Source organism: Flavobacterium sp. GNP011, assembly GCF_056428925.1.
Map to the genome: position 1 here is coordinate 1 of NZ_JBWJVJ010000020.1, position 16,048 is coordinate 16,048.

At 32.9% G+C, this 16,048-nt stretch carries 12 protein-coding genes and 2 pseudogenes; 8 read left to right on the top strand and 6 right to left on the bottom strand.

Features of this window, described 5'->3' with window-relative positions; all coding sequences use genetic code 11:
- Positions 1 to 68 precede the first annotated feature (68 nt).
- The 3 genes from yajC to AC061E_RS14230 form a co-directional block, all read right to left on the bottom strand.
- A complete protein-coding gene (yajC, locus tag AC061E_RS14220; protein WP_182650948.1) occupies positions 69 to 356 on the bottom strand; it encodes a preprotein translocase subunit YajC in 288 nt (95 codons plus the stop codon).
- A gap of 19 nt (positions 357 to 375) precedes the next feature.
- A complete protein-coding gene (gene nusB, locus AC061E_RS14225; protein WP_478286838.1) occupies positions 376 to 1,287 on the bottom strand; it encodes a transcription antitermination factor NusB in 912 nt (303 codons plus the stop codon).
- A 184-nt stretch (positions 1,288 to 1,471) separates the two neighbouring features.
- Positions 1,472 to 2,578, bottom strand: a complete 1,107-nt coding sequence (locus AC061E_RS14230; RefSeq protein WP_478286839.1) for a Glu/Leu/Phe/Val family dehydrogenase — start codon at positions 2,576 to 2,578, stop codon at positions 1,472 to 1,474.
- 202 nt (positions 2,579 to 2,780) lie between these two features.
- Here AC061E_RS14230 and AC061E_RS14235 point away from each other — a divergent pair, with 202 nt between their 5' ends.
- From AC061E_RS14235 to AC061E_RS14250, 4 genes are all read left to right on the top strand, one after another.
- Positions 2,781 to 4,541 carry an ABC transporter ATP-binding protein gene (locus AC061E_RS14235; RefSeq protein ID WP_478286840.1) on the top strand — a complete coding sequence of 587 codons (1,761 nt, stop codon included), beginning with the start codon at positions 2,781 to 2,783 and terminating at the stop codon, positions 4,539 to 4,541.
- A gap of 71 nt (positions 4,542 to 4,612) precedes the next feature.
- On the top strand, positions 4,613 to 4,993 hold the full coding sequence (locus tag AC061E_RS14240) for a PUR family DNA/RNA-binding protein (RefSeq protein ID WP_478286841.1): 381 nt from the start codon (positions 4,613 to 4,615) through the stop codon (positions 4,991 to 4,993).
- Positions 4,994 to 5,100: 107 nt separating this feature from the next.
- Positions 5,101 to 5,913 carry a sulfurtransferase gene (locus AC061E_RS14245; protein ID WP_478286842.1) on the top strand — a complete coding sequence of 271 codons (813 nt, stop codon included), beginning with the start codon at positions 5,101 to 5,103 and terminating at the stop codon, positions 5,911 to 5,913.
- Between the two features lie 106 nt (positions 5,914 to 6,019).
- Positions 6,020 to 6,940 carry a hypothetical protein gene (locus AC061E_RS14250; protein ID WP_478286843.1) on the top strand — a complete coding sequence of 307 codons (921 nt, stop codon included), beginning with the start codon at positions 6,020 to 6,022 and terminating at the stop codon, positions 6,938 to 6,940.
- A 1-nt stretch (position 6,941) separates the two neighbouring features.
- Here AC061E_RS14250 and AC061E_RS14255 read toward each other — a convergent pair whose 3' ends face one another.
- The 3 genes and pseudogenes from AC061E_RS14255 to AC061E_RS14265 form a co-directional block, all read right to left on the bottom strand.
- Positions 6,942 to 7,295 (bottom strand): tRNA-binding protein, encoded by a 354-nt coding sequence (locus tag AC061E_RS14255; protein ID WP_478286844.1) that lies wholly within the window; start codon positions 7,293 to 7,295, stop codon positions 6,942 to 6,944.
- Between the two features lie 95 nt (positions 7,296 to 7,390).
- Positions 7,391 to 7,512 (bottom strand): annotated as a pseudogene (locus AC061E_RS14260) (FKBP-type peptidyl-prolyl cis-trans isomerase); the annotation flags it as partial.
- A gap of 51 nt (positions 7,513 to 7,563) precedes the next feature.
- Positions 7,564 to 7,668, bottom strand: a pseudogene (locus AC061E_RS14265) (hypothetical protein); the annotation flags it as partial.
- A gap of 484 nt (positions 7,669 to 8,152) precedes the next feature.
- Between AC061E_RS14265 and AC061E_RS14270 the strand changes: the two are divergent.
- The 4 genes from AC061E_RS14270 (at position 8,153) to AC061E_RS14285 (ending at position 15,904) form a co-directional block, all read left to right on the top strand.
- On the top strand, positions 8,153 to 11,107 hold the full coding sequence (locus tag AC061E_RS14270) for a SusC/RagA family TonB-linked outer membrane protein (protein WP_478286845.1): 2,955 nt from the start codon (positions 8,153 to 8,155) through the stop codon (positions 11,105 to 11,107).
- Between the two features lie 68 nt (positions 11,108 to 11,175).
- Positions 11,176 to 12,876 carry a RagB/SusD family nutrient uptake outer membrane protein gene (locus AC061E_RS14275; RefSeq protein WP_478286846.1) on the top strand — a complete coding sequence of 567 codons (1,701 nt, stop codon included), beginning with the start codon at positions 11,176 to 11,178 and terminating at the stop codon, positions 12,874 to 12,876.
- A gap of 75 nt (positions 12,877 to 12,951) precedes the next feature.
- Positions 12,952 to 14,094, top strand: coding sequence for an alkaline phosphatase (locus AC061E_RS14280; protein ID WP_478286847.1), 1,143 nt, complete (start codon positions 12,952 to 12,954; stop codon positions 14,092 to 14,094).
- A gap of 4 nt (positions 14,095 to 14,098) precedes the next feature.
- Positions 14,099 to 15,904, top strand: coding sequence for an alkaline phosphatase (locus AC061E_RS14285; RefSeq protein WP_478286848.1), 1,806 nt, complete (start codon positions 14,099 to 14,101; stop codon positions 15,902 to 15,904).
- Positions 15,905 to 16,048 lie beyond the last annotated feature (144 nt).

Sequence of the window (16,048 nt, forward strand, 5' to 3'; positions counted from 1 at the left end):
TAAATTCAAAAAGTCCCAAATTACAATGTAATTTTTTACTTTTTTACTAAGTACCGTTTGATAATATCTTATTTTTTAACTAGAGCTGCGCTCATTTCCATTGAAATTGCTGAACGCTCCATTTTTAATTTACCAGACATAGTCTCAATTACCACTGTAGTTTCTGCTAGTTCAGCAACTTTTCCGTGCAATCCACTTTTGGTAATGATTTTATCTCCCACTTTTAAGCTGCTTTCAAATGTCTTCTCATTTTTAGCTCTTTTTTGTTGTGGTCTAATCATAAAGAAATAGATAACAACAAACATTAGTAAGAATAAAGGTAACTGTCCACCCATTAACTGCTGTATTTGTTCCATGTTTTTTTTTATTTTTTTATTACATCAAACCGCGACCGGCTTTGATAATTCTTTTATTTGTATTTAATTCTTTTACTAGGTTATCTAAAATCCCATTTATAAAGATACTACTTTTAGGTGTAGAATATTCTTTTGCAATTTCAAGATATTCATTCAGAGTCACTTTTACTGGTATAGATGGGAATTTTAGAAACTCACAAATTGCCATTTTCAAAATAATGGTGTCTATCTCAGCTATTCTTTCACTGTCCCAATTTGGTGTTTTGTCAAGATATTCTTTTGCAAGATCTTTTTCGTTCAAAACTGTTTTACGAAACAACTCTTTTACATAATCTCTATCTTCATTGTCCTTGTACAATTTTGGAACTCTAAAATTGTCATCTTCACCAGCCTTGATTGCTTTTAATTGCTTTATTATATGTGTGTTAACCAGAGGAATATCATCAACCCAAGTTAATTTATCATCTTCAAGGTAATCATACAATTTTTCATTTGGAACAATCACTTTCATGAATAAGTCCACAATAAATTGTCGATCTTCTTCAAATGTGTTTATCCCACTTTGCATGTAGTCATTATATATCGTACTAGATTTAATTTCGTTAAGCAGCAAAACAATATAATCATCATTTAATGACCAATTGTTAATTTTACGATTCTCAAGTGCTATGCTTAATGAATTATTATCAGATAGGATTTGAAAAATTTTATTTTTGATAAATTTTTCGTTTGGATTGCGTTCTTCTGGAGTAGCTAAATGTTTTAAGCTTGATTTATGCAAATAAACAGTTTCAGTCTTACAAATTTCAATCAGTGAGGAAAGCATTATAAGGTATAAATCTTGGATACTATCAATACTAAAATACAGAAATTTCTCCTCTTTTTCCAAACTATCTGAACCGCTTTGATGCATTGCATAAATGGATTGCATGACCTTTACGCGTATGTGTCTTCTATTTACCACCTTGTAAGAACTTTAAATTTATTAGGGTGCAAAAATAAGGATTTCATTTTTTAAAATAAAATATATAATCGCTTATTTTGAAGTATTAAGCAATCAGTATTTAGTGATGACAATTTATACATCACTAAATACTGGCAGCTGAGTATAAAAACTACTTTTTACTGTTCTCTAATTTTCTTTGATCAATTCTATTTTGCGCAATTGTAAGTGCGGCCTTGTGTGTGGTACACCCATTTGCAATAGCATAATCAAATATTTCTAGCGTAGTGTTATAAATATTTTCGGTTTTACGCATGATTTCAGCCTTGTCATAATGTGCTAATTCAGCATAAACATTGATAATTCCACCTGCATTAATCAAGAAATCTGGTGCATACAAAATTCCTTTTTGTTGCAATAAAGCACCATGAATATTCTCATCTGCAAGTTGATTATTTGCTGCTCCAGCAACAACTTTTGCTTTTAATTTTGAAATGGTACTATCATTTAAAGTTGCCCCCATAGCACATGGCGCATAAATATCTACATCAGCAGTGTAAAGATCTTCACCTCTATATATTTCGGCGTTATACTTTGCTCCTACTTCTACTAGTTTTTCTTCATTTATATCAGCAATAGTAACAATGGCTCCTTCTTTGGTTAAATAGTCAACCAATGTTTCTCCTACGTGTCCTATACCTTGAACTAATACTTTCTTACCACTCAATACATCGGTACCAAACTGCTGTTTAGCAGCCGCTTTCATTCCCAAATACACGCCGTAAGCCGTAACTGGAGATGGATTTCCAGCACCACCTCTAGATTCAGAAATTCCAGTAACATAAGGAGTTACATCTCTTACAATATCCATATCTGCCGTTTCCATTCCTACATCCTCTGCTGTAATATAACGACCACTTAAGGAATGTACAAACTCTCCAAATTTTCGCATTAAAGCAGGATTTTTTTGAGTCTTAGCATCCCCTATTATAACTGCTTTACCACCGCCTATATTAAGTCCTGTAATGGCTGCTTTATAAGTCATACCGCGTGAAAGACGCAAAACATCATTAAGTGCTTCCCACTCATTAGCGTAATTAAACATCCTTGTACCACCTAATGCGGGTCCCATTACCGAATTATGAATACCAATAATTGCTTTTAAACCCGTATCTTTGTCATTACAAAATACAATTTGCTCGTGATCATCAAATGATAATTGACCAAAAACGGGATCCATTTTTTGAAGTTCTTTTCCAGTAGTGAAATCTGCTTTCATCGTGTAAGTTTTAATAGTGAGACATTTATGAATTTGTCAAAAAGACTAGCCAAATCTACATAAAATTTAAATATGCAATAGCATTTCTGGAAAAAATCATCAATTTATCAATAACTTTCACTTGATAATCAGAGATTTAATCTTAAAAAAACAGCTAATCGCTACAATAAAAGTTATAAAAACTTGAATACATTACAAAAAAATGAAAGAATTACGTTATTTAAATAAATATTTCGTTAAATACAAATACAGCTTTTTACTTGGAATCGTATTTACAATTATCGCTCAAATATTCATGCTTTTTACCCCAAAATTGATCAGTCAATCTTTTATGGTAATTGAGGCTTTCGCCAAAGAAAAATCAGTAGCTAAATCCGTTATTAAAGACGAATTGATATCCAATATAGTACTGATTATTGCAACTACAATAATAGCAGGCTTTTTGACCTTCTTGATGAGACAAACGCTAATTGTGATGTCCAGACACATCGAGTTTGATTTAAAAAATGAAGTATTCAGGCAATATGAAAACTTGACTCAAAACTTTTACAAACAAAACCGAACGGGAGATTTAATGAACCGCATTAGCGAAGACGTTTCAAAAGTGCGTATGTATGTAGGTCCCGCTGTCATGTACACTATAAATACAATAATTCGATTTACAATAGTAATTGTGTATATGTACAACGTGTCTCCTATTTTGACTCTGTACACCTTATTACCGCTGCCTATTTTATCTTATACCATCTTTAAATTGAGCTCTGAAATAAATTCTAGAAGCACCATTTTTCAACAGTATTTATCAAAAATTTCTAGTTTCTCTCAAGAGATTTTCTCTGGAATTAGAGTGATAAAAGCCTACTCACTAGAGCAACAACACCAACAAAACATGTTAAATCTGGCTGAGGAAAGTAAAAGCAAAAGCTTAAACCTAGCCAAAGTACAATCGTTATTTGGTCCCTTAATGATGGCTTTAATTGGCATAAGTAACTTAGTTGTAATTTACTTTGGCGGTCTCATGTACATCAACGGCTCTATAAAACACATTGGAACTATTGCTGAATTTATCTTGTATGTAAACATGCTTACTTGGCCAGTTGCCTCACTGGGTTGGGTTTCATCAATGGTTCAAGAAGCAGAAGCATCTCAAAAAAGACTTAATGAATTTCTTAAAATAGAACCCGAAATTAAAAACAACAATCAAAACAAATCTGTTATTGAAGGTAGTATTGCATTTCATAACGTGAGCTATACCTATAAAGACACGAACATTCAAGCCTTAAAAAATATTTCATTTTCTGTAAAAAAAGGAGAAACATTGGCCATTTTAGGCAAAACGGGATCTGGTAAATCAACTATTTTATCGTTAATTTCTCGTATGTATGATGTGTCTGGCGGCAAGGTAACAATAGATTCAGCTGAGATTAGCACTCTAAATTTATTTGATTTACGTAACAGTATTGGCATTGTACCTCAAGATGCTTTTTTATTCTCAGATAGTATTAAAAACAACATCAAGTTTGGTAAAGAAAATGCAACAGATCAAGAAGTACAGGCGGCCGCCAAAAGTGCCGTTGTTCATGACAACATTATGGGATTCAACAAACAATATGAAACAATCCTAGGAGAGCGCGGAATTACCCTTTCAGGTGGTCAAAAACAACGCGTTTCTATAGCACGTGCGATTATAAAAAACTCGCCTATTTTATTGTTTGATGATTGCCTATCTGCCGTGGATACCGAAACCGAAGAGGCCATCTTGAACAATCTTAATGTTATTTGTAAAGACAAAACGACTATTATTGTTAGCCATAGAATTTCATCAGCAAAAAATGCAGACAACATAATTATTATAGACAATGGACAAATTATCCAACAAGGTTCTCATAATCAATTGATAAATCAAAATGGGTATTATGCCGACTTGCATTTGAAACAACTTTCAGAAAAAGAAATGCTTTAATTGTTGTATAATACATATTTTTTGTAGATTTTTGAATGCTAGTTAACAACCATAAATTGACTGAAAGGAATATGAGAGAACATGACATGTTAGAAAAAGAAGAAATATTTTCTAAAGTTTTACGAGCTGGAAGAAGAACTTATTTCTTTGATGTGCGCGCTACAAAAGCTGATGATTATTACATTACCATCACAGAAAGTAAAAAATTTACAGAAGAAGACGGATCGTTTCACTTTAAAAAACATAAAATCTACTTGTACAAAGAGGATTTTACTGCTTTTGCAGAAATTCTTGGCGAAATGACCTCTTATGTATTAAATCACAAAGGTGAAGAAGTAATATCTGAAAGACACCAAAAAGATTTTAAAAAAGAATATGCTTTAGAGAAACAAGACGACGATAGCTTACCACAAACATCAACATTTACTGATATAGATTTTGATGATATTTAATTTTTTAGTTCCCTTACTTACCCACAAGAAAGTCCAAAAACTATACGTTATTGGACTTTTTTTATTTTAAACCCTAGAATTTTAATTTCTTTGTCAAAATGGAAAAAATGACCTCAACAATAGTAACAGTAGAATGGCTTTATAAAAACCTAAATTTACCCAATTTAATAATCTTAGATGCTAGTCTTAAAGAAAATCAGGCTAACGCACTGTCTGATTTTGAAAACCTCAGAATTCCAAACGCTCGATTTTTTGATTTAAAAACAACATTCAGCGATCAAAATAATCCATTACCCAATTCCCTACCGAGTCCGAGTAAATTTGAACAAGAGGCTAGTAAACTTGGTATCTCAAAAAATAGTTTTTTGGTAGTGTATGACAAATTAGGAATATACTCGAGCCCAAGAGCTTGGTGGATCTTTAAAGTTATGGGATTTACAAACATTGCTGTGCTTGACGGTGGTTTGCCACAATGGATTAAACACAATTATCCTGTGGAGACCATTCCAGAAACCGAGATATATGCCTATGGAGATTTTAAAGCTGATTTTAAAAAAGAATTGGTTAAAACTAAAAATCAAGTTGAAAGAAACATTATTGATCAAAAGTATCTTGTAGTTGACGCCCGTATTGAAAATCGTTTTAATGGTACTATCAAAGAAACTAGAGCTGGTTTACAAAGCGGACATATCCCAAAGGCGATAAATATTCCTTACACCAGTGTGCTTAATAAAACTACTTTTTTACAACCAGAAAAACTTAAAACCGTTCTAAAACTGAAACACAAACCGCTAATTATTTACTGTGGATCTGGAGTTACCGCTTGCATAATCGTTTTAGCGTATGCTTTGATTGAAAGTGACAATTGCTCTGTTTATGATGGCTCTTGGGCTGAATGGGGATTAAAAAAGAATATATAGCAATTTTAAAATTAAATATTTCAAACCACTTTAAACAAAGGTTAATTAATTGAAAATCAATATTTTTAAAATGTTAATTCAGTACTTTTAGTCCTTACTTAGTATTATGAAACAATATAACACAGTATTTCAATTTTTGTATCGCCTACTCCTATCTGTTGAAACTAAAAAAAGAGCCGAAAAGTTTTTTGTTTCCATGGCTATTATTTTTTTTTTGGTACATCTCAGTATTATTGTCATTATTGATCTGGGCTGGATCGATACTCCAAAATACTCTAAGTTATTGAGTAATCCTATAGCAGCAATTTACACACCATTTTCATTTATTTTGATCTATGAAGTATATCTTTTAATCTACTATTTACCAAAATCTACCACTATATACATTGGTAAACAATATGAAATCATTACGCTTATAATTATCAGACGCATCTTTAAAGATTTGACTAAACTTGACTTTAAGGACAACTGGTTTGACTCTGTTGCTAATGTAAATTTTACACTAGATATACTAGCTACCATAATGCTTTTTTTATTGCTTTTTTTCTTTTACAAATTAAGTAAGGAGAATGAGATCAACCAGTCTAAAATTCAAAAAACTACAGCAATTGCTTCGTTTATCAAATTAAAGAACATTTTTGCTATCATTCTAATTCCTGTCTTTTTAAGTTTATCCATTTACAGCTTGGGACATTGGATTTATGAAAATTTCTTTTCGATTGCAGAAATTGTAACAAAAATGAAAGACATCAATAAAATTTTCTTTGATGATTTTTTCACCATCTTAATTTTAATTGAGGTATTACTATTGTTGTTTTCATTTTTCTTATCTGATAAATTTAGTAAAGTAATTCGCAATTCTGGCTTTATCATTTCAACGATATTGATAAAACTTTCTTTTGGCACCGAGGGTTTTTTAAACACGATTCTGATTGTCTCGGCGGTATTGTTTGGAGTAATCATATTAGCCATTCACAATAAGTATGAAACACTTGATGCTAAAATTCAATCTTCATTTAAAGAATAAATTAACCTATTCGCAATCCGTTTTCAACCTTAAAATCTGGTGCGAGCAAAACAATATCGCCCTCAGATCCTACAGATCCTAACACTAAACATTCGCTAAAAAACTTGCCAATTTGTTTTTTTGGAAAATTGACAACAGCAACAATTTGTCGGTGTAATAAATCTTCTTTTTGGTATCGCTTAGTGATTTGTGCAGACGATTTTTTAATTCCTATTTCAGTCCCAAAATCCATTATCAATTGATAGGCTGGTTTTCGGGCTTCGGGAAAATCATGAACCTCTAAAATGGTACCCACACGCATTTCTACTCTTTCAAACTCTTCCCATGACAAGGATGTATTGTGTTCTATATTCATTGCACTTGTTTTTTTTAGATAATCAATATTACAAAAAAACTCCTAACAAATGCATTTAGGGAGTGTGTTAGTTTAGTATGAGAGTGGATTATTTTATCCATTAATTCTACATCAAAATAATACTAGCATTAAGTGGAATCACTCCTCCAGCTCCTCTTGGACCGTATCCTAAATCCGATGGAATTACAAAACGAGATTTGTCACCTACTTTTACTACATGTCCAAAAACAGTGCGCTTGTTATCTGACCTATATGTAGGAACGTGTGTGATGTAAAACTGAGAACCATTTATTACTGGTGTTAAATCGTGTGTGAGTTTTACTAAAATAGCACCTTTTGTAGTATTGAATTTAGCGTATAATCCATTTTGTATAGTAAGTTGTTTTTATTGAGGCAAAAATTTACGACAATAAATGCGATATCAATCTTTGATTATTAATGAAAAAATTAATTATAACAGAAAGTTAAATTCTTTTATGGATAAATTTTTCCTTTTAAAAAACATTTGCAATTCTTTTTTATTTCATTCTCAATAGTTTAGATTCAAATAAAATTCAAAGAAATAAGGTTGCATATTTAACAATTTAACACAAAAAACATAAATCACTAAATTCCTTAATGTATTGTTAATTTTAAAAACGACATTGATTATTTACGACAAATCCTTTTTTTCTATAAAAAAATATTAATTGTATAATTAACACTTCATCTAATTATATATTTTATCAAATACTGTTAAAAATGAGACCAAATATCAATACAAAATCATTTAAACAACATTAAAATAAGATAACTTGACATTCATGTTAATTTAATGATGATCCATTTTCTTTGCTTCAAATTTAAAAAAAGCTGAAATGAAGAAAATTAATTATTTGTTAGTTGCATTTTTTATGATTTTTTGTACTACTTCGTGGTCACAAAATAAAGTAAAAGGTGTTGTATTAGATGAATCCAACTTTCCTTTAGCGGGGGTAAATATTACAGTAAAAGCAAAAAAAAATGCAGTTACCTCAGATTTTGATGGGCATTTTTCAATAGAAGCTTCTATAGGTGAAGTGATTGAGTTTAGTTATTTAGGCATGAAAAACCAACAAAAACTGATTGCTGATAAAGCTGACTTAAAAATAATATTAAAGTCTGATGATAATCAACTAAAAGATGTGGTCGTTATCGGTTATGGAACTGCTAAAAAGAAGGATATTACAGGTGCGGTTACCTCTGTGAAAAACGAAGAATTTAATAAGGGTATCGTAACTTCACCTGAGCAATTGATTCAAGGAAAAGTTTCGGGGGTAAATATTACTTCAGCTAGTGGAGAACCTGGAAGTAATCAAACAATAAGTATTCGTGGTCAAGGAGGGATTAGAACAGGGAACTCTCCATTGTTTGTGATTGATGGTTTTGCTATTGATAACTCTACTACAGGTGGCGCAACTAATCCATTGAGTTTTATCAATGCAGACGACATTGAGTCTATTGACGTCTTGAAAGATGCTTCAGCAACTGCAATTTATGGTTCTAGAGGAGCCAATGGAGTAGTTATTGTCACTACAAAACGAGGGAAATCAGGTAAATCACAAATTTCATTCTCCACTAGTATGGCTAGCTCAACTATTGCCAGAGAATTGCCTGTATTTGGTGCCGATGAATTTAGAAAACAAGTAGCATCCTTGGGCGGAACTTTAACTGATTTGGGGGGAAATACGAATTGGCAGAAGGAAATTACTCGTTTGGCTATTACGCAAAATCATAATTTCATTATGAATGGTGGCACTGATAACCTAACTTATTACGCCTCTATTGGAGCCCTAAACCAAGAAGGAATTATCAGAAATAATAATTTAAAGCGTGTTACAGGTAGAATCAACTTAACACAAAAAGCCCTAAATGGAAAATTGAAAATTGATTATAATTTAAACGTAACTAATTCCCTTTCTGACCGACCAAATATTGAAACATTACTAGGTAGCGCAATAAGTTTAAACCCTACTTATTCTGCTAGAAATTTAGCTGGTAATCCTACAGTATTTTCCGATTTAGAAAATCCACTAATTACATTAAAACTCTATAGTGATAAAACTGAGACCAATCGTATCATAGCAAACATTTCGCCATCTTACGAAATCATAAAAGGTCTTACTTACAAATTAAATTTTGGTATTGATAGGTCGAACGCTGACCAAGACATTCAAAATATGCCAAGTACAATTCCATTCAAAGAAGGCCGATTGGACGCTTACTATTTTAAAAACAACAATCGTTTGATTGAAAATTACTTAACCTACACTAAGGATTTTGGAAATCATAATGTATCAGCAATGGCTGGTCATTCGTATCAAAAAAATTACATCCAAACACGAAATTGGAGCATTAATAAATTTACTGATAACGGAATTGAACCTGTTTATAATCCTGGTTTAGGACAAGATTTAACATTTACTAATAATCGTCCCGGAGGTTCTGCCACTATTAACGAATTACAGTCCTATTTTGGTAGAATTGGATATAATTACAATCAAAAATATTTGTTAACTGCTACTTTTCGAGCTGATGGTTCATCAAAATTTGGTGACAATAACAAATATGGATACTTTCCCTCATTTGCAGCAGGTTGGGTGATCTCAGAAGAAGAATTCATAAAAGAGACTCCTTTTAGCAACCTGAAACTAAGAGCTGGTTGGGGACAAACAGGTAATCAAGAAATCCCTTCAAAAATCACTCAAAGTTCTTCAACAGTGTCGGTATCTGCGGGCACCAGCTATCCATTAGATCCTTCTACTACTTACTATGGAGGTGCTACCTATGCTCGTTTAGCCAATCCTAATATCCAATGGGAAGTTTCTACACAATCTAATTTTGGTTTGGATTTTGGACTTTTTGATAATTCCTTAACAGGAACTATAGATTATTTCAATAAAGAAACTAGCAAAATATTAATGAAAGTTGTTCCTGCAGACCCTATTAAGCCAGCAACCACGTATTGGACAAATGTTGAAGATATGACTGTTACCAATAAAGGATTGGAAGTAGCTCTTGACTATAAACATAAATTCGAAAACGGCCTTTCTATAGGAATCGGCGGAAATATGAGTTTCATTGACAATAAAATCAAAAATCTTCCTTACACTATTCTTACAACTGGAACTGCTTCGGGTAGTGGTTTGTCTTCTGCTGCCATAAATGGTTACATGAGCGGACAACCCATTGGTACTTTCTTTCTAAAAGAATTCATAGGCATTGACGAAACCACAGGATTAAGTAAATACAGAGACACGAATAATGATGGAATTGTAAATGACTCCGATAGAATCATTGCGGGGACTGCTTTACCTGACAAATTATATAACTTCTATGGAAATCTAGGATACAAAGGTTTTGATTTGAGCTTTAACTTTAATGGTGTTTCTGGAAACAAAATATATGATAATACAGCCAACTCTAATTTTTATAGAGCAAAATTAGTTAAATCAGTAAATACTACAGCTGCATCTACAGAGTATCCTAAAGAATCAAATACCAATCCAGCCTCTGTTTCTACGCGTTATTTAAAAGACGGAGCTTACCTAAGATTAAATAATTTATCATTAGGATATAACTTTGATATGAAGGCCATCGGTCTATCTAATTGGGTAAAAACAATGCGATTTTCAATAACAGGACAAAACTTATTCGTGATTACCAAATATGATGGCTTTGATCCCGAGGTAAACACGGACAGAAGCTCAGATGGAATCTCTTCTTATGGGATTGATTATTTGAGTTATCCAAAAGCAAGAACTATTCTTTTAGGATTAAATGTTTCTCTTTAATTCCCTCAAAATTATTTTAACAAAAGTCAAATACAATATGACTTCGAAATAACCTTAAAAAAATTACAATGAAAAATAGATTTATAAAATTAGCACTTTGCTCACTGATCCTTTTTCAAGTAGGATGTAGTGACCTTGATGAACAAATTCTAGATGAATCCTTAAACGGAAGTGTTCCAGAAGCATTGGCTGCCGAAGCAATTATTGTTCCAGCTTATGCAGTAATGGCTGACTTATTTTTGCATACCAGATATTTTGCCCTTCAAGAAATATCAACAGACGAAGCTATATTGCCGTATCGTGGTGGGACTGATTGGGGAGACAATGGAATTTATATCGACCTACATCGTCATACACTAACCAGCTCACACGTGCCTGTAAAAGAAACTTGGGATGCTATTACAAAAGGAATTGCAAGATCAAATGCAGCTGTGAGTGAACTAACTGCTATGCAAACTAAAAACACAAAAGCAAGTCTTTATTTGGCTGAAGCAAAAGGAATAAGAGCCTATTATTCTATGCTAGCTCTTGATCTATTCGGTTTAGTATTTGTAAAAGAAGACCTAACTACTAATTCTAAAATAGTTCGTGGCAGCGAAGCTGTAGATTATATAAAAAACGAGTTAGTAGGAATTGAGAATCAAGTAGCAACAACAACAGGACCAGGTAGAATAACACAAGCAACCGTTTGGGGATTATTGGCTCGTTTGTACCTTAATGCAGCTGTTTACCGCAATCCATATGCAACTACTTTTGATTTTAAATCAGAGGATATGGACAAAGTGATTGAATACACAAACAAAATCACTCAATCTGGACAACACCAACTCTCACCTGAATACTTTGCTATTTTTGATGATGAAAACCATACCAACAAAGAACTAATTTTTGCTGTTGACCAACGCGCCGAATTAAATGGACACAATCGTTTGGCTTATTTTTCTCTATCAGGGGACATGTTTCCTTTACCTGCCTATGTGAACGCCAACGGTACAGATGGTCCCGCCATTACACCAGACTATTACAATACTTGGACCAATGCATATGGAACAACTGATCCAGCTACTGTAGATGCCCGTTTCTTTAAAAAAAATCTAGTTATCCCAGCTGATTCTTGCTTAACAGCAAGCCAATTCAAAATAAACAGAGGAATTTTAGGAGGTCAACAATATGGTTTGATTACCACTGCCAAAGGACAACCATTTCAACGATGTGCTGATGGAATTGGCTACAGAATTAGTAAACTAAGAAACATTACACGATCAGATAAAAAAAGATTAGTAAATCACACTTTAAATGTTGATTTCACCACAACAGGAAGCGGTTATAGTAACGGTTACAGAGTTTTGAAATATGAATTTTCTAAAAAATCAGATACAGGAAGAAACAGAGGCGACGCTGATATTTCTTTATTGCGTTTAGCCGATGTTTATTTGATGAGAGCCGAAGCAAAATTGAGAAAAAACAATGACATTGGAGGAGCTTTGGCTGACCTAAATACAGTAAGAGCCTCAAGAACAGCTAGAGCTGGATTAACCCCTCCAGCACTAACTAGTATTTCACTGGACATCCTTTACAGAGAAAGAGGATTTGAATTTTACTGGGAAATGTTACGTCGTACAGACATGATTCGTTTTGGCAAATATGAAGGTACTTGGACAGAAAAAACAGATACTGATGTCAAAAAACGCTTGTTCCCAATTCCGCAAAGCGCTATTGATGGTGCTTCGTCAGAACCAGGATACCTAAAACAAAATGATGGGTATTAACTTTTAAATAAAAAATCCTAACAAGAACTATTCTGCCTACATAAAGCAGAATAGTTTTTTTGTAAAAATTAAACAATGAAAAACACGCTTTCGACTTTATATGCCTTTGCAGCAACAATTTTAACACTCCTATTGAGTCATCCTTTAATGGCTCAAAAAAAACATAAAAAAGACAAAGAACCATTAAGTATCATTTTTATGATAGGTGATGGAATGGGTTTAGCTCAGGTTTCATCAGCGTTTTACTTCAACGATACCGTCCCTAATTTTAGCCAGTTTAAAACCTTGGGATTGAGTAAAACGTCTTGTACTTCGCACAAAATTACAGATTCGGCTGCTGGTGCAACCGCTTTTTCTATTGGACAAAAAACATTCAAAAGAGCCATTGGCCTGACAAAAGACACCCTTAAGGCGGAAACAATTTTAGAAACCTTGTCCAATCGTGGATATAAAACAGGATTGGTATCTTTAACAGCTATTACCCACGCTACACCTGCTAGTTTTTATGCCCACGAAAATGATAGAGATGCTAATGATAATATCGCTTTGCACTTATTAAATGAAAAAGTTGATTTCTTCTCTGGTGGTGGACTTAAATTTTTTACCAAAAGAAAAGATGGCAGGGATTTGATTAAAGAATTGGAAATCAAAAATTACAAAATTCATACCCAGCAAGAACCATTTGATCCCTCTAAAAAAAATGGCTATCTCCTGGCCGATGATGGAATTCCATCAAAAGTTGAAGGCAGAAAAGCTTATTTGCAAGAAGCTACACAATTGAGTTTGGATTATCTTGATGCCCAAAACAAACCTTTTTTCTTGATGGTCGAGGGGTCTTATATTGATTGGGGCGGCCATGATAAAAATGCTGATTTGATGGTACAAGAAGTTTTGGATTTTGACAAAACCATAGGTGTGGTTTTACAATACATCAAAAAACATCCCAATACTTTATTAGTTATTACCGCTGATCACGAAACAGGTGGGGTAAGTTTGGATAAATTTTATGAAAAAAATCCAATCACAGGAAAAGACGAAGAAGTCCCATCGAAAGTAGCAGTTAACTTTAGTTCCAATCAACACACCACAATTCTTGTTCCTGTTTTTGCAAAAGGAAAATCAGAAGAACTCTTTTCTGGCATTTATGAAAACAACGAGATTTATCACAAGATGATGCAAGCTTTAAACATCAACACTACTCAATTGAAAAAAAACTAAAACTATGTACAAAAAAAATAGGCTATTTTTTTTATCCTTTATCATCATTCACTTTGTTGCAGTAGCACAATCAAAGAAAAACATCACGATTCATTCCCATAATGACTATGAACAAAACATTCCGTTTTGGAACGCCCTCAATAATGATTTAAATTCAATTGAAGTGGATGTTTTTCTCAAAGACGACATCTTATATGTTTGTCATGAACCTACCAAAATTAAAAAAGAAAGAACATTAGAAAGCCTTTATTTACTTCCTTTAGAGCAAGCAATTGATCTACAACTAGGGCATCTGTACAACTTTCAATTACTTATTGACATAAAATCTGAGGCCAATACCACTCTGGACAAAATTGTAAAGTTGCTACAAAAACACCCTAAATTAATTCAAAATAAGAACATCAGTTTTGTCATTTCTGGCAACCAACCTGAAGTAGAAAAATACAACAGTTATCCAGAATATATTAAGTTTGATTACCAAAAAGAGAATCAATTAACGGCAAAACAATGGGAAAAAGTAGCTTTGATAAGCAGTAATTTTAAAAAAATATCCGATTGGAGCGGAAAAGGCAAATTGCCAATTGAAGAATGTAATCTTGTACAAAATCTTGTAAACAAAGCTCATAGTCATGGTAAACCATTTCGTTTTTGGGGAACTCCAGATTACAAAAGAGCATGGAAAACCTTTATCGATTTAGGGGTAGACATTATAAATACAGATTTACCCTATGAGTCTTCAAAATATATTCGATCCCTATCAGAAAGAGTTTTTCATAACACTCAAATTTCAGAAATATATACCCCAACTTTTGCTTCGGATAAAAAAAATACCGAAGTAAAAAATGTTATTTTGCTAATTGGAGATGGTAATGGATTATCTCAAATCTCTTCTGCTGTTTTAGCCAATGGTGGAAAGCTAACTTTGACACAATTGCAATCTATTGGATTTATAAAAACACAATCATCTGATGACTTTACCACCGATTCTGCTGCTGGTGCTACTGCTTTCTCTACAGGTCAAAAAACCTATAATCGTGCGATAGGATTGGATGCTAATCAAAATTTCATTCCAAATATTACTGAATTTTTATCCAAAAAAGGTTTTAACACGGGCTGCATTACCACAGATGAAATAATTGGTGCAACACCTGCTGCTTTTTACGCACATCAAAAAGATAGAGGAATGGATAATGAGCTAGCCGCTGATCTTTTAAAAAGCAACTTATCTTTATTTGTAGGTGGCGGCGGTAAATATTTTGATAAAAACGCTTTAGAAAAAGCATTTACATTACCACAAAAAGTAGATGATATTGCAAACGTCACAAGTCAACGCATTGGTTTCTTTCTCGCTGAAGGTGGCGTAAATGGAGTTATAAAAGGTCGAGACGACGTATTAGCAAAGGCAACAAAAAATGGTCTTTCGTTTTTACAAAAGAAAAACAAACCTTTCTTTATCATGGTCGAAGGAGCTCAAATAGATTCATATGGTCATCATAACAATGTAGGAGGAATTGTTGCAGAAGGTATTGATTTTGATAAAGCTATTACAGAAGCAATTAAATTTGCTGATGCTACAGCTAATACCTTAGTAATTATTACTGCAGATCATGAAACTTCTGGATTTAGTATTCCTGACGGAAATTTGAAAGACAAAGTAATTGAAGGTGATTTTACATCATTTGATCATACAGCAACCATGATTCCTGTTTTTGCATATGGACCACAATCACAACTCTTCACAGGTGTGTATGAAAACAACGAAATTTACAGCAAAATAATAAAAGCATTAGGATTAGATAAAACGAATTAAATAGATCTTTGTTTGCATTTCCAATAGTTGCGGTACAAAAAGTAAATTGCTTTTTGTACCGCATTTTTTTAAGCAAATCTTCTATAATATTCCTAAAAAAAATCCCATTAGCCGCAAAGGCTAATGGGATAAATAAAGTATGCA

Bases quoted from the DNA above. Each gene is read 5' to 3' on its own strand.
- yajC (WP_182650948.1), bottom strand. From the start codon at position 356: ATGGAACAAATACAGCAGTTAATGGGTGGACAGTTACCTTTATTCTTA.
- nusB (WP_478286838.1), bottom strand. From the start codon at position 1,287: ATGCAATCCATTTATGCAATGCATCAAAGCGGTTCAGATAGTTTGGAA.
- AC061E_RS14230 (WP_478286839.1), bottom strand. From the start codon at position 2,578: ATGAAAGCAGATTTCACTACTGGAAAAGAACTTCAAAAAATGGATCCC.
- AC061E_RS14235 (WP_478286840.1), top strand. From the start codon at position 2,781: ATGAAAGAATTACGTTATTTAAATAAATATTTCGTTAAATACAAATAC.
- AC061E_RS14240 (WP_478286841.1), top strand. From the start codon at position 4,613: ATGAGAGAACATGACATGTTAGAAAAAGAAGAAATATTTTCTAAAGTT.
- AC061E_RS14245 (WP_478286842.1), top strand. From the start codon at position 5,101: ATGACCTCAACAATAGTAACAGTAGAATGGCTTTATAAAAACCTAAAT.
- AC061E_RS14250 (WP_478286843.1), top strand. From the start codon at position 6,020: ATGAAACAATATAACACAGTATTTCAATTTTTGTATCGCCTACTCCTA.
- AC061E_RS14255 (WP_478286844.1), bottom strand. From the start codon at position 7,295: ATGAATATAGAACACAATACATCCTTGTCATGGGAAGAGTTTGAAAGA.
- AC061E_RS14270 (WP_478286845.1), top strand. From the start codon at position 8,153: ATGAAGAAAATTAATTATTTGTTAGTTGCATTTTTTATGATTTTTTGT.
- AC061E_RS14275 (WP_478286846.1), top strand. From the start codon at position 11,176: ATGAAAAATAGATTTATAAAATTAGCACTTTGCTCACTGATCCTTTTT.
- AC061E_RS14280 (WP_478286847.1), top strand. From the start codon at position 12,952: ATGAAAAACACGCTTTCGACTTTATATGCCTTTGCAGCAACAATTTTA.
- AC061E_RS14285 (WP_478286848.1), top strand. From the start codon at position 14,099: ATGTACAAAAAAAATAGGCTATTTTTTTTATCCTTTATCATCATTCAC.